The sequence below is a fragment of the Sphingomonas sp. JUb134 genome (assembly GCF_004341505.2).
Lineage (GTDB): Bacteria > Pseudomonadota > Alphaproteobacteria > Sphingomonadales > Sphingomonadaceae > Sphingomonas.
The window spans coordinates 2,483,813-2,498,175 of sequence record NZ_SLYP02000001.1 but is presented as its reverse complement, the minus strand read 5'-3'; the positions used below and the strand labels follow the sequence as shown (position 1 = coordinate 2,498,175).

Below are 14,363 nucleotides of genomic sequence, written 5' to 3'. Positions count from 1 at the left end.
CCGCGCACTGCGTCGGCCACTTTCCGGGAAATTGAATGAGCCTGCGCAACATCGCCATCATCGCGCACGTCGATCATGGCAAAACCACCCTTGTCGACCAGCTGTTCCGCCAGTCGGGCACCTTCCGCGACAACCAGCGCGTGGAAGAGCGCGCGATGGACTCGAACGACCTCGAGAAGGAGCGCGGGATCACCATTCTCGCCAAGCCGACCTCGGTCGAATGGGCGCCTCCGGGCGGCGGCGAGCCGGTCCGCATCAACATCGTCGACACGCCCGGCCACGCCGACTTCGGCGGTGAGGTGGAGCGCATCCTCTCGATGGTCGACGGCGTGATCCTGCTGGTCGATTCGTCGGAAGGCGCGATGCCGCAGACGAAGTTCGTGACCGGGAAGGCGCTGAAGCTCGGCCTCAAGCCGATCGTCGTCGTCAACAAGATCGACCGTTCGGACAGCCGCGTGCAGGAAGTGCTGGACGAGGTCTTCGACCTGTTCGTCTCGCTCGACGCGACCGACGAGCAGCTCGACTTCCCGGTGCTCTACGCGTCGGGCCGCAACGGCTATGCCTCGGACAACCCCGACGCGCGCGAAGGCACGCTGATCCCGCTGTTCGAGAAGATCGTCAGCCACGTGCCGGCGCCGAACCTCGACGTCGACGCGCCGTTCAGCTTCCTGGTGACGCTGCTCGATCGCGACAACTTCCTCGGCCGCATCCTCACCGGTCGCGTCCAGTCCGGCACGGTGAAGCTCAACCAGCCGATCCACGCGCTCGACATGGCGGGCAACGTGATCGAGACCGGCCGCGCGTCCAAGATCATGACCTTCCAGGGTCTGGAGCGTGTGCCCACCGAAGAGGCGAAGGCTGGCGACATCATCTCGCTCGCCGGTCTCGCCGTCGCAACCGTGTCGAACACGATCTGCGACACGACCGTCACCGAGGCGATCCAGGCGCAGCCGATCGATCCGCCGACGCTGTCGATGCGCTTCGCCGTCAACGACTCGCCGATGGCGGGCCGTGAGGGTTCGAAGGTCACCAGCCGCATGATCCGCGATCGCCTGGAGCGCGAAGCGGAGTCCAACGTCGCGATCAAGGTCACCGAGAGCGAGGACAAGGACAGCTTCGAAGTCGCCGGCCGCGGCGAGCTTCAGCTGGGCGTGCTGATCGAGACGATGCGCCGCGAGGGCTTCGAGCTCGGCATCAGTCGTCCGCGCGTGCTGTTCGGCACCGACGAGAACGGCGCCAAGACCGAGCCGTACGAGACGGTGGTGATCGACGTGGACGACGAGTTCTCGGGCACGGTCGTCGACAAGATGAACCAGCGCAAGGCCGAGATGACGGACATGCGTCCGTCGGGTGGCGGCAAGACCCGCATCACCTTCTCGGCACCGTCGCGTGGCCTCATCGGCTACCACGGCGAGTTCCTGTCGGACACGCGCGGCACCGGCATCATGAACCGCCTGTTCGAGCGCTATGGCCCCTTCAAGGGCACCATCGAGGGCCGCAAGAACGGCGTGCTCATCTCCAACGGCGCCGGCGAGGCCCAGGGCTATGCGCTCGGCCCGCTCGAGGACCGCGGCATCCTGTTCGTTGGCCACGGCGAGGCCCTCTACGAGGGCATGATCATCGGCGAGAACGCCAAGACGGATGACCTCGAGGTCAACCCGATGAAGGCGAAGCAGCTGACCAACTTCCGCGCATCGGGCGGCAAGGACGATGCCATCCGCCTGACCCCGCCGAAGAAGATGACGCTGGAGCAGGCGATCGCCTACATCGACGACGATGAGATGGTGGAAGTCACGCCGAAGAACATCCGGCTGCGCAAGCGCTTCCTCGACCCCAACGTGCGCAAGCGCATGTCGCGTTCGAAGGCGGCCTGATCCCGGCCTAGCCTTCGCGATCTGCGAACCAACGCAAGAGGCGTCGGATGCACCAGCATCCGGCGCCTCTTTGCTGTCCGACTAAACCCTGGCTGAACAACGGGTTACCCCCCGGTTCAGCGCATCCGCGCTACTGCCTGCCTGTCGTGCCCGTTGCGTGATCTCCGTCACGCCCGGACGCGAGAAGAGAGGAGGAGTTCGGAGATGAAATCCTTGTTGAAGAAGGCCGGGCTGGGCGTCGCGCTTGCCGCCACTGCGCTGACCGCGTCGGCGCCTGCAGAGGCCCAGCGCTACCGCGGCGGCTATTACCCGCACGGCGGCTACCACGGCTACTACCCCGGCTATCGCGGCTATCGCGGGCGCAGCTCGGCCGGTCCGGCGATTGCGGCCGGTGTCGTCGGCGTGGTGCTGGGCGCAGCGCTCGCATCCAGCGCCAACGACCGCCGGTACCGCGATCGCTACTACCGCGACCGCGGCTACGCCTATGACTATGACGACCGCTACTATCGCGAGCGGGGCTATTATCCCGCCGACGGCTATTACGCCTATCGCTATCGCGATCACCGCCAGTGCTGGGACGAGCAGCGCTTCGATCCCTACTACGGCTATCCGGTGCGCGTGCGCGTCTGCAACTGACGCTGCCACGCCCGGAGCGCGGCGCGGGCAGGGGCCACGCGCCGCCCTTTTTTTGTTGGCGCGGACGCGGTTTTGCGCCATGCGGCCGCGCATGAGCGATACACCCCCCGACCACCTTTCGATCAACCCGCGCAGCCCGCATTTCGACCGCGAGGCGCTGGAGCGCGGCGTCGGCATCCGCTTCAAGGGCGTGGAGCGCCGCGACGTCGAGGAATATTCGATTTCCGAGGGCTGGATCCGCGTCGGCCTGGGCAAGAAGGTCGACCGCCACGGCCAGCCGCTCACGATCAAGCTGGTCGGCCCGGTGGAAGCCTGGTTCCAGACCGGCACCGAGGACGAGGCAGCGGCCGGCGAAGCCGAGCAGGGCTGACCGATCCTGGGCGCGCGGGTCGCTATGCCCGCGCGCTACTCCGCCGCCTCGGCCATCGCGGCCAGCCGTGTGAGTGCGGCCACATGCGTTCGAAACGCCTGCTTGCCAGGCGTCGTCAGCGCCAGCCAGGTTCGTTGCCGCCCCCCCATGCTGGCCTTGCGCAGCCGGACATAGCCTGCCGCATCCAGCTGCGCCGCGTGCTTGGACAGCACGGATTCGCTGATGCCGATGGCTTCCCGGATGCGGGCGAACTCCACCTCCTCCGCCTCGATCAGCAGCGCGCAGACCTGCAGGCGCACGGGGGCGTTCAGCACCGCATCATAGCCCGGGATCGCGCTCACAGCGGCGCCGCCAGTTCTTCGCGCCAGATCCGGTCGAAGCGCCGGCTCGCGAGCGTCGCCACGACCCCGCCGATCACCCCCAGCGGCAGCGGTGCCCACACGACCCCCAGGCGGAAGCGGAGCACGACGCCGGCCATCAGCATGCCCAGCATCAGCACCGCGAATGCGATCACGGTCGGGCGGGTGCTGCCGGCGCGATACCCGTTCACCGAAAGCCCGGTGCGCCGCTTCCAGAACCGGAACAGCAGCGCCATGCCAACAATGCTCACCGCCACCCCAATCGAGATCAGGTGCTCGGGAAGTGCGTAGCTGGCGATCAGCGCCCCGATCGCGACGCCATAGAGGGGCGCGTACCAGCTGGTACCAAGATCGCCGGCGGCCATGCGGGAGCGCGCGCGATTGGTGGCGGCAAGCGCCAGCGCGGCGCTGGCGGAATCAGGCGACTCAGGGTGCGGCATCAGCGTTTCTCCACTTTCCGATGTGGAAAGTGGCACTGACTTTCCACATCGTCAAGTGACGCCGCGCGCGGAACTCAGTGGACGAAGCGCGCCACCACGTCGCGATAGCTGCGGCTCACCTTCACCTGGGCGCCGGAATCCAGCACCAGGAAGCATTCGCCGTTGGTATGCGGCTTCACCTGCTTCACCAGGTCCAGGTTGACGATGGTGGAGCGATGCACGCGCTGGAACCGGCGCGGATCGAGCCGCTTCTCCAGGTCCTTCATCGTCTCGCGCAGGATCAGCGTGTTGTCGCCGGTGTAGATGCACATATAGTCGCCGGCCGCGTCGATGCGCTCGATCGTGTCGACGTCCACGCGGAAGATCTGCCCGCGATCCTTGATGTTGATGAGCTTCTCGAACCGATTGGCATTGTGCGCGCCGCCGTCGCCGCCGTCCGACAGCGTCTCGGCCGCTTCCGGGGCCACCTCGGCGAGCACTTCCTTCAGCCGGTCGACCTCGGCCTGGCCGCGCTTCTCGTTGAGCCGCTGGCGCACGCGGTCGAGCGTGTCGGCCAGGCGGGCGTCGTCCACCGGCTTCATGAGGTAATCCACCGCCTGGGCCTCGAACGCGCGCAGGGCGTGGTCGGAATAGGCGGTCACGAACACCACCAGCGGCGGCTCCACCTCCATCAGTCCCTGGACGACGGAGAATCCGTCGAAGCCGGGCATCTGGATGTCGAGGAACACGAGGTCGGGCTTGTGGGTCTTGATCGAGCGGATGGCCTCGCGGCCGTTGACGCACTTGTCGACGATTTCGACGTCTTCATGCGCCTGCAGGCGCAGTTCCAGCCCCTGGATGGCCAGCGGCTCGTCGTCGACTAATATGGTACGGATGGTCATGCAGCCTCTCGCGTGCGTTCCTCGACCTGGAACGGAATTTCGATCTCGACGCTGAACCCGCTGCCCGGAATCGACCGCGTGTCGAGGCGATGGTCTTCACCATATGCCTGCGCCAGTCGCTCCCGGATGTTTGCCAGTCCCACGCCGGTCGACAAGGTCGGCCTGCGCGACGCCTCGTTCAAGCCCGGGCCGGTATCCGAAACGCCAATCTGCACCCGTTCCCCGGCGAGCCGAGCCGTAACCGCGATCTCGGCACCCTCTTCCTTCGGGGTGACCGCGTATTTGATGGCGTTTTCGACCAGCGGCTGGAGCAGCAGCGAGGGCAGCCGGGCGTTCGCCACCCGCGGGTCGATGTCGAACCGCATCTGCAGCCGCTCCTCGAAGCGCATCTTCTCGATGTCGAGGTAGAGCTTCAGCGTCTCCACCTCCTGCGACAGCGTCACATGCGCGGTCGGCTCGTTGGCGAGCGTGTAGCGCAGGAACGAGGCGAGCCGCGACAGCATGATGTTGGCGCGCTCGGTGTGCTTGAGCAGCACCAGCGTGGAGATCGAGTTGAGCGTGTTGAACAGGAAGTGCGGGTTCAGCTGATAGCGCAGCATCGCCAGCTGCGCCGACGACGCCTGGTTCTCCAGCGCCTGCATGGTGCGGGTCTGCTGCTCGACGATCAGGTAGAAGTTGATGCCGAAATAGAGGGCGGACCAGCCGGCCAGCACCGTGAAGGTGAGGAACAACAGCCCCGGCAGCAGCGAGAGGTCCAGCACCGCCGTCGACGGCGCGTTGGCGCGCGAGAGCGAGAAGGTATAGGTCTCGATGATCGCATAGAGCAGCGTGGCCGCGAACAGCGTCAGCAGCGTGCAGATGATCGCCCACATCCGGGGCAGGCGCCGATAGCTGCCGTAGAGCACCGACATCAGCAGCGTCAGGCAATAACCGACGATGGATTCCACGATGACGCCCAGCACCACCTTGAGGCTGGGCGCATTGAATACCGTGGAGACGGTGCGCAGCAGCAGATAGCCGCTCCATCCCGCGGCCTGCAGGATCCAGAAGGCGCGGCTCTTCTCTTCGAAGAACGGGCGCGAGAACAGGGAAGACACGGCAGCCATCGTGCCGCCGCCTTACTGCGGGTCAACTTCGCGGGGAAGGGGCGCGGGAACCACACCCCCCGCCAAAAAGCAAAACCGCCGCTCCCCGGGTGGGGAACGGCGGCCTGCTGTTAGGTCGCGTTCGGATCGAGGGCTTAGAAGCCGATCACGATCGAGCCGCTGACGGCGCGGGGAGCACCGAACTGCACGAACGGAACGCTCGTGTTGTTCGAGCTGCCGCTGATGTAGCCGACGTAGAACTCGTTGAAGAGGTTCGACACGTTCAGCTGGAAGAAGGTCTTGTCCAGACCGAACTGGGCCAGCGAGAAGCGGGCGTCGAGGTCGACCAGCGTGTAGCCGTCCACCTTTGCCGGGAAGACATCGGTCACCACGCCCGAGATCGTCTGCACCAACGGCTCGTTGATGTCGTTGATGTAGCGCGGTCCGGTGTACTTGACCTGTGCGCCGAGCTCGACCGGGCCCAGGGTACCCTGCAGGCGACCACCGAAGCTCCACTTCGACAGGCCCGACTCCTGCTTGCCGGCGGTCGGCAGGAAGGTGTTCGCACCGGTCTGCACATCGTCCTGGATCTCCGAGTTCAGGTACGAACCGAAGACATAGGCCGTGATCTCGCGGATCGGCTGCACCGAGATGCTGCCGTCGAAGCCGTAGCGGTCGACCTTGCCGATGTTGCGCGAGACGCTTTCACCAAGCTCGGCATCGAACGCGGTCGCGATGCGGTTCTTGAACTTGATGTAATAGCCGCCCAGCTGCGCCGTGACGATGCCGGAGCGGTAGCGCAGACCGAGGTCGAAGCTGTCCGTGGTTTCCGGTGCCGGATCGGCCCCTTCCGTGCCATCGGCGAAGTACAGCGCGCTGTACAGCGTGTCGGTGCCCGGGACCGAGAGGCCCTTCGCGTAGCTGGCGAAGATGCTCGCCTGCGGCGTGATGTTGTAGGTCAGGCCGACGTTCGGAAGCGCACGGTTGTACGTGTAATCACGCGAGCGCGGTGCCGCATAGTTCGGGTTGGCCGCCGCATAGCCGGAGGCGTTGTCCGAGGCGACGCAGTCGACGTTGCCGTTGGCTGCCGTGGTGAAGCAGTTCTGGTTCAGGTCGCGCTTGAAGAACGGCACGCGCAGGCCGAGGTCGAGGACGAGGTTGTTCTCGAGGAACTCGCCGCGGTACTGGCCCGACACCTGGTTCAGGATCGCGTACGACTTGCGATCACGCTTCTGAACGACGTTGCCGTTGAGGTCCGTGATCGGGTCGTTGATCGGGAACACGTCGAACGGTTCGCCGTTGCTGTACAGGAAGCCGGTCTCGCCGGTCTGACGATGGCGCGCGCGATCGTAGGTGTAGGACAAGCGGACGCGGTGTGCGTCGTTGATCTGATACACCAGGTTCGAGATCACCATGTACCGGTTGGTCACGGTCTGGCTCGGAGCGAGCAGGGTGACGCCGTTGGCGTTGCTGCTGGCGCATGCCGCGCCGCTGGTGCTGCAGGTGTCGAGTACGTCGCCGTCGAAGTTCAGGTCACGGCCGAAGTAGTACTGGCCGCCGATGAAGCCCGTGTAGTTGACGCCGTTGATGGTGCGGACGCCCTCGCGGCCCGTCACCGTGCCGCCGCCGTTCGCCTTGGTGTACTGATAGCTGGGATCAACCGTCAGGGTCAGGCCATCGGCGAGCGTGAAGCGCGACGAACCACGGATGTTGCCGGTGTTCGACGGGTTGTAGCGGCGGTCATACTGGGTGCCGCAGCTGTTCGTCGAATCGACCACGCCGGTCTCCGGCGTGTCGGTGCTGCACACCGGAACGTCGTAGCTGGCTTCGTCGAAGCTGGTCGGGAAGCGGTTGCCGCTGCCGGTGCCGGTCTCGCGGCCGGGATCGCCACGCAGCGGACCCGAACCGAAGAAGTTGTTGCGAGCCTGGTTGTAGTGGCCTGCGATCGAGATGAAGTCGCCGTTGCCGCCCAGATCCTGGTAGATGCGAGCGTTGTACTGCTGCTTCTTGATGCGGCCGTAGTTGTTGAACGGGTTGTCGTACGAAACCCACGAGGCCGAGGCGAACGCCTTGGTGCCCATGCCGGTGATGTCGCCGGTGTCGATCATGCCGAACACGCGGTGATAGTCGTACTCACCATAGGAAGCGGTGAACATCGCGCCCAGCTCGTCGCCGGGGACGCGGGTGCGCAGGTTCACGGTGCCGCCGACGGCCGAGGCAGTCGGGCTGTCGACGTCGGTCGCGCCCAGGTTGACGCTGACGTTGTCGATGATCTCGCTGTCGACCTGCTGGTTGGTGTAGATGGCATAGTTGCCGCTGTCGTTCAGCGGAATGCCGTCCAGCGTCTGCGAAATGCGCGACGAGTCGAAGCCGCGGATGCGGAAGCCACCGCCCGACGAACCATAGGGGTCGTTGTTCTGGAAGCTGACACCCGGAACCAGGTTGATGACGTCGTTGATCGTCTGGCCCGGACGCTGCCGCTGGATGATCTCGCTGTCGAGGACCACCTGCGCCTTGGGCTGGTTCGGAAGGTCCACGCCCCCGATCGTGCGATCGGCCCGGCCCGTGACGACGACTTCGCTACCCTCGTTAAACTCCTGCGATGCAGTCGACTGCGCCATTGCGGCAGCCGGAATGACCAGCGCGGCAAAAGCCACGCCTGCAAAAAGCTTCGTACGCATGTGTTCCCCTATCGTGAGCGGATGCTCAGACGCGGTGCCCGTTCACCGTCTGGCCGCCCCGTGGGCGCTTGATATGTCGACTTTGTGACAATGAGGGGAGGGGGAACCAAAAGCTTTTTGCTGCGTTGCACAAACGCCACACTTGGCGGTTCCCCGGAAATTAGCCTGCTGTCGTAACGATTTGCGCCCACTCGCGCTCGTTTACCACGCGGACCCCCAATTCCGCGGCCTTCTTGAGCTTGGAGCCGGCGTTCGCACCGGCGACGACCAGCCCGGTCTTGGCGGACACGGACCCTGCGACGCGCGCGCCCAGCGCCTCCGCCTGCGCCTTCGCCTCGTCGCGCGACATCGTCTCCAGCGTTCCGGTGAACACCACGGTGAGGCCGGTTACTTCCGAGTCGCGAATCTCCGGCACGAAGGCGGGCGGCGATACTTCGCCCAGCAAGTCCGCCCAAAGATCCCGGTTGTGCGGTTCTGCGAAGAAGTCGGCGAGCGCGTGGCCCACCGCCGCGCCGACGTTCTCGACGCCGATGTGCTCGGCGATGGCCTTGTCGACGCGCGCCTGGAACTTCTGGTCGCTCTCGCCGACCACGGGCGCCATGCCCTGGCGCAACGCGATGATCTCGTCGGCCAGCAGCTGAATCGCGGGCAGGGTGGCATAGCGTTTGAGCAGGTCGCGCGCGGTTACGATGCCGATGTGGCGGATGCCGAGGCCGAACAGCAGCCGCACGGGGTCGGGTTCCCGCTTTGCCTCGATCGCGGCCAGCAGGTTGTCGACCGAGATCTCCGCCCAGCGTTCGCGCGCCAGGATGTCGGCGCGCCGGTCCTTCAGGCGAAAGATGTCCGCCGGCGAATGCAGCAGCCCGTCGCGCACGAACGCCTCGATCGTGGTCGCGCCCAGCCCCTCGATGTCGAGCGCGCCACGGCTGGCGAAGTGCTTGAAGCGCTCGACCCGCTGCGCCGGGCAGATGAGGCCGCCGGTGCAGCGAATGTCGACCTCGCCTTCTTCGGCCACCGCATCGGAGCCGCACTCAGGGCAGTGGGTGGGGAACGCCCAAGGCTCGCGCGCCACGTCGCGGGTCAGGTTCTCGACGATCTGCGGGATCACGTCGCCGGCGCGTTGCAGCACCACGCGGTCGCCCGGCCGCACGCCCAGTCGCGCGATCTCGTCGGCGTTGTGCAGCGTCGCGTTGGTGACGACCACGCCGCCGACCGTCACCGCCTCCAGCCGCGCGACCGGCGTCAGCTTGCCCGTACGGCCGACCTGGATGTCGATCCGCTCCAGCGTCGTCTGCGCGCGCTCGGCCGGGAACTTGTGCGCCAGCGCCCAGCGCGGCGCGCGCCCGACCTGGCCGAGCCGCGCCTGCCAGTCGAGCCGGTCGACCTTGTAGACCACGCCGTCGATGTCGAACGGCAGGTCCGCACGCTGCGCCTCGATCGCCCGATACACTCCCAGCGCGTCCTCCAGCGTCGGGGTCAGCGCGAAGCTGTCGGCGACGGGGAAGCCCCAGCCGGCGATCGCCGCCACCACGGCAGCCTGGGTCTCGCCCGGCAGGCTGCTGGTCTCGCCCCACCCGTGCATCAGGAACCGCAAGGGGCGGGTGGCGGTCACCCCCGCATCCTTCTGGCGCAGCGATCCGGCGGCCGCGTTGCGCGGGTTCGCGAACTGTCGCGCCTTGGCGGGATCGACCGCCTCGGCCAGCAGCCGTGCGTTCAGCGCGGCGAACGCCGCCTTCTCCATATAGACCTCGCCGCGCACCTCGAAGAGTTCGGGCGCGTCCTCGGGCAGAGTCTCGGGAATGTCGGCGATGGTGCGGACGTTCGCCGTCACGTCCTCACCCACGGCGCCGTCGCCGCGGGTCAGCGCGCGCACCAGCCGCCGGTCCTCATAGCGGAGCGAACAGGAAAGCCCGTCGATCTTGGGCTCGGCGGTCAGCACCACCGGCGCATCGCCACCCAGCGCCAGGAACCGCCGCACGCGCCCGACGAAGTCCGCGACTTCCTCGTCCGTAAAAGCATTGTCCAGGCTCAGCATTGGCCGCGCATGCGCCACCTTGGCCAAGTGCCCGGTCGGCGTCGCACCCACCTGACGCGCCGCCGAGTCGCTCAGCACCAGGTGCGGGAAGGCGGCCTCGATCGCGGCATTGCGGCGGACCAGCGCGTCATAGTCCGCGTCGCTGATCTCCGGCGCATCGGCGTCGTGATAGAGCTGGTTGTGGCGCGCGATCTCCGCGGAGAGCGCGGCGAGCTCCTGGGCGGCGTCCTGGTCGGTCTGGGGCAGCGGGTCCATGCCCGGTCGGTACGCACGGCCGCCGCGCCGATCAAGGCGCGCGCACGTCGATGCGACAGCGGTTTTCGTGGCCGCCCCCATGTTGCATAGGGGCCCAAACCCAACATGGACCCGCAATGACCACCATCATCACCGAAGCCGACCTGATCGAAAGCGTCGCCGACGCCCTCCAGTTCATCAGCTACTACCACCCCATGGATTACATCCGCGCGCTGGGCCAGGCTTATGAGGCCGAGCAGAGCCCCGCCGCCAAGGACGCCATCGCGCAGATCCTCACCAACAGCCGCATGTGCGCGGAGGGGCATCGCCCGATCTGCCAGGATACCGGCATCGTCACCGTGTTCGTGAAGTGGGGTCAGGACTGCCGCCTCCAGTCGAACCGCTCGCTCCAGGAAGTGGTCGATGAGGGCGTGCGCCGTGCTTATCTCCACCCGGAGAACAAGCTGCGCGCCTCGATCCTGGCCGATCCCGCCTTCACCCGCCGCAACACCCGCGACAACACGCCGAGTGTGATGCACGTCGAGATGGTGCCTGGGAACCGGGTGTCGGTCGACGTCGCGGCCAAGGGCGGCGGCTCGGAGAACAAGACCAAGTTCAAGATGATGAACCCCAGCGATTCGATCGTCGACTGGGTGCTGGAGATGGTCCCGCAGATGGGTGCTGGCTGGTGCCCGCCGGGCATGCTCGGCATCGGCATCGGCGGCACCGCCGAAAAGGCGATGCTGCTCGCCAAGGAATCGCTGATGGGCGCGATCGACATGGCGCAGCTCAAGCAGCGCGGGCCGCAGAACGACATCGAGGCGCTGCGCATCGAGCTGTTCGACAAGGTCAACGCGCTCGGCATCGGCGCGCAGGGGCTGGGCGGCTTGTCCACCATCCTCGACATCAAGATCCTCGACTGGCCGACCCATGCCGCGTCCAAGCCCGTGGCGATGATCCCGAACTGCGCCGCCACCCGCCACGCGCACTTCACCCTCGACGGTTCGGGCCCGGTCTATCTGGAGGCGCCGAAGCTCGACGAGTGGCCCAAGGTCGAGTGGAAGCCCTCGGCCGAGGCGAAGCGCGTCGACCTCGATACGCTAACTCCGGAAGTGGTGCAGTCGTGGAAGCATGGCGACCGCCTGTTGCTCAACGGGAAGATGCTCACCGGCCGCGACGCCGCGCATAAGCGCATCGCCGACATGCTTGCCCGCGGCGAGGAGCTGCCTGTCGAGTTCAAGGGCCGGGTGATCTACTATGTCGGCCCGGTCGATCCGGTCGGCGAGGAAGTGGTCGGCCCCGCCGGCCCCACCACTGCCACCCGCATGGACAAGTTCACGCGCATGATGCTCGACCAGGGCCTGCTCGCGATGGTCGGCAAGGCCGAGCGCGGTCCGGCCGCGACGGACGCCATCCGCGAGAACAAGAGCGCCTATCTGATGGCGGTCGGCGGCGCGGCCTATCTGGTCGCCCGCGCGATCAAGGGTTCGAAGGTCGTCGGCTTCGAGGACCTCGGCATGGAGGCGATCTACGAGTTCGAGGTGCAGGACTTCCCCGTCACCGTGGCCGTGGATGCGGAGGGGCAGAACGTCCACACGCTCGCGCCGCTCGTCTGGCGCGAGAAGATCGCCAAGGAACGCCTGCTCGAAAACGCCTGACGCCGGTCAGGCGGGAAGGGGCCGCCCCGTCCTCATGGCTCCCGTATCCCTGCGCAGGCAGGGATCCAGGGCCAAGCAGAGCAACGACGGTTATCGCGAAACCCTGGGCTCCTGCCTGCGCAGGAGCCCAGGAACGCAGGGCGATTACGTCGACGCGTGCAGGCCGCCATCGATGGGGTGATAGGCGCCGTTGATGTACCCCGCCGCGTCGGACGCGAGGAACGCGACCAGCTGCGCCACCTCTTCGGGGCGCCCATAGCGTTTCGCCGGCAGCGCCTTGGCGCGCTCGGCTTCCGAACCCTTGCTGCCTTCGTCCAGCGAATCCATCATGCGGCTGTGGATCGGGCCGGGGTTGATGCAGTTCACCCGGATGTTCTTGTCGGCGACCTCCATCGCCGCCACGCGGGTCAGCCCCAGCACCGCATGCTTGCTGGCGTTATAGGCGGAGGTCCCCGGCGATCCGCTCAGCCCTGCCACGCTGGACGAGTTGACGATCGCGCCGCCGCCCTGTTCCAGCATCACCGGCAGCACGTATTTCAGCCCCAGGAACACGCCGTCGACATTGACGGCCATCACCTTCTTGAAGGCGTCCAACGGATAGTCGCCGATCGGCTTCACCGGCCCCTCGATCCCCGCATTGTTGAAGAAGACGTCGATGCGGCCGCCGAACGCCCGCTTCGCTTCCTCGACATAGTTGCGCACCGACGCTTCGTCGCTGACGTCCGCCTCCACGATCACCAGCCGATCCGCGTCGATCCGTTCCTTCAGCACGTCGACATTGGCGCCGGCGATGTCCACCGCGACGATCTTTGCGCCGCGTTCGGCCATGAGTACTGCCGTCTCGGCACCGATGGCGCCTGCGGCTCCCGTGATGATCGCGACCTTGTTTTCGAAACTGCGTGCATCCGTCATGGTAGACCTCGTCCGTTGCATGCCAGGATTTCTGCAATGGACGAGGATGCGGCGCGGTTCCCCCACGGCGCCGCACCCCGCGGGCGCTTCGGCGCCTCTCAGGCGGCGAGCGTCTCGCCGCGGTTCGCTTCCGTCACCGCCGCGCGCAGGTCCCGGGCGAGGGCGTCGACCCGGGAGAGGTCCGCATCCCACGCGAACATGAAGCGCGCGCCGCCGCCGATGAAGGTATAGAAGCGCCAGCCCCGCGCACGCAGCCCCTCCAGCACCGCCTCCGGTGCGCGCAGGAACACGGCGTTCGCCTCGACCGGGAACATCGGCTCGATGCCCGGCAGGTCGGCGATCGCCGTTGCCAGCTGCCGCGCGCACTCGTTTCCGTGCGCGGCGTTGCTCAGCCACACGCCGCTCTCCAGCATGCCCACCCAGGGCGCGGCCAGGAAGCGCATCTTGGAGGCAAGCTGCCCCGCCTGCTTGCAGCGATAGTCGAAGTCGATGGCGAGGACATGGTCGAAGAACAGGATCGCCTCGCCGGCCGCCATGCCGTTCTTGGTGCCGCCGAAGCACAGCACGTCGACGCCCGAGCGCCACGTCATGTCGGCCGGCGAGCAGCCGAGCGCCGCGCAGGCGTTGGCGAAGCGCGCGCCGTCCATGTGCAGCCGCAGGCCCAGCTCGCGGCAGGTCGCGGACAGCGCCCGAATCTCTTCCAGCGAATACACCTGCCCGGTCTCGGTCGGCTGGGTGATCGTCACCGCGCGCGGCTTGGGAAAGTGGATGTCGGAGCGCCCGGTCGCGAGCGCGCGCACGGCCTCGGGCGTCAGCTTGCCGCCCTCGGTCTGCGCGACCAGCAGCTTGGAGCCGTTGGAAAAGAACTCCGGCGCGCCGCACTCGTCCGTCTCGACGTGCGCGGAGGAGGAGCAGATCACGCTATGGTAGGATTGGCACAGCGCCGCCAGCGCCAGCGAATTGGCCGCGGTGCCGTTGAACGCGAAGAACACCTCGCAGTCCGTCTCGAACAGGCTGCGGAACGAATCGGAGGCACGCTGCGTCCACGGGTCCTCGCCATAGGCGGGCACATAGCCGCGATTGGCCTCGTCCATCGCCGCCCATGCCGCGGGACAAATGCCGGCGTAGTTGTCGCTGGCGAACTGCTGGGGTTCTTGGATCATGCCTTTGTCGTACCTCGTTGGAGAGTCGGTGCGAC

Annotated in this window: 12 protein-coding genes; 4 read left to right on the top strand and 8 right to left on the bottom strand. The window is 66.8% G+C overall.

Annotated elements, in window-relative coordinates; all coding sequences use genetic code 11:
• The first annotated feature begins 35 nt into the window (after positions 1–35).
• The 3 genes from typA (at position 36) to EDF69_RS11520 (ending at position 2,880) form a co-directional block, all read left to right on the top strand.
• Positions 36–1,874 (top strand): translational GTPase TypA, encoded by a 1,839-nt coding sequence (typA, locus tag EDF69_RS11530; RefSeq protein WP_125960085.1) that lies wholly within the window; start codon positions 36–38, stop codon positions 1,872–1,874.
• A 204-nt stretch (positions 1,875–2,078) separates the two neighbouring features.
• Entirely contained in the window at positions 2,079–2,510 is a 432-nt protein-coding gene (locus tag EDF69_RS11525) for a hypothetical protein (protein WP_132881965.1), read from the top strand.
• Positions 2,511–2,601: 91 nt separating this feature from the next.
• Positions 2,602–2,880 carry a DUF3297 family protein gene (locus EDF69_RS11520; RefSeq protein ID WP_132881966.1) on the top strand — a complete coding sequence of 93 codons (279 nt, stop codon included), beginning with the start codon at positions 2,602–2,604 and terminating at the stop codon, positions 2,878–2,880.
• Positions 2,881–2,915: 35 nt separating this feature from the next.
• On the opposite strand, the gene EDF69_RS11515 is transcribed toward EDF69_RS11520, so the two are convergent.
• From EDF69_RS11515 to ligA, 6 genes are all read right to left on the bottom strand, one after another.
• The gene (locus EDF69_RS11515) at positions 2,916–3,221 is read right to left on the bottom strand and encodes a transcriptional regulator (protein WP_132881967.1); all 306 of its coding nucleotides are present in this window, start codon (positions 3,219–3,221) and stop codon (positions 2,916–2,918) included.
• Positions 3,218–3,679: a hypothetical protein gene (locus tag EDF69_RS11510; protein WP_132881968.1), complete on the bottom strand. Its 462-nt coding sequence runs from the start codon at positions 3,677–3,679 to the stop codon at positions 3,218–3,220. Before EDF69_RS11510 ends, EDF69_RS11515 begins: the two co-directional genes overlap by 4 nt.
• Positions 3,680–3,753: 74 nt before the next feature.
• Complete coding sequence (locus tag EDF69_RS11505; protein ID WP_125960080.1) at positions 3,754–4,560, bottom strand: LytR/AlgR family response regulator transcription factor; 807 nt, start codon at positions 4,558–4,560, stop codon at positions 3,754–3,756.
• The gene (locus tag EDF69_RS11500) at positions 4,557–5,666 is read right to left on the bottom strand and encodes a sensor histidine kinase (RefSeq protein WP_125960079.1); all 1,110 of its coding nucleotides are present in this window, start codon (positions 5,664–5,666) and stop codon (positions 4,557–4,559) included. The genes EDF69_RS11505 and EDF69_RS11500 overlap by 4 nt, the downstream gene beginning before the upstream one ends.
• A gap of 134 nt (positions 5,667–5,800) precedes the next feature.
• Entirely contained in the window at positions 5,801–8,326 is a 2,526-nt protein-coding gene (locus EDF69_RS11495; RefSeq protein ID WP_132881969.1) for a TonB-dependent receptor, read from the bottom strand.
• Between the two features lie 160 nt (positions 8,327–8,486).
• Positions 8,487–10,616: an NAD-dependent DNA ligase LigA gene (gene ligA, locus EDF69_RS11490; RefSeq protein WP_132881970.1), complete on the bottom strand. Its 2,130-nt coding sequence runs from the start codon at positions 10,614–10,616 to the stop codon at positions 8,487–8,489.
• A 116-nt stretch (positions 10,617–10,732) separates the two neighbouring features.
• On the opposite strand from ligA, the gene EDF69_RS11485 reads away from it, so the two are divergent.
• Positions 10,733–12,253, top strand: coding sequence for a fumarate hydratase (locus EDF69_RS11485; RefSeq protein ID WP_132881971.1), 1,521 nt, complete (start codon positions 10,733–10,735; stop codon positions 12,251–12,253).
• A 144-nt stretch (positions 12,254–12,397) separates the two neighbouring features.
• Here the strand turns inward: EDF69_RS11485 and EDF69_RS11480 are convergent, their stop codons facing one another.
• Entirely contained in the window at positions 12,398–13,165 is a 768-nt protein-coding gene (locus EDF69_RS11480; protein ID WP_125960075.1) for an SDR family NAD(P)-dependent oxidoreductase, read from the bottom strand.
• Positions 13,166–13,263: 98 nt separating this feature from the next.
• Positions 13,264–14,328, bottom strand: a complete 1,065-nt coding sequence (locus tag EDF69_RS11475) for a threonine aldolase family protein (RefSeq protein ID WP_132881972.1) — start codon at positions 14,326–14,328, stop codon at positions 13,264–13,266.
• Positions 14,329–14,363 lie beyond the last annotated feature (35 nt).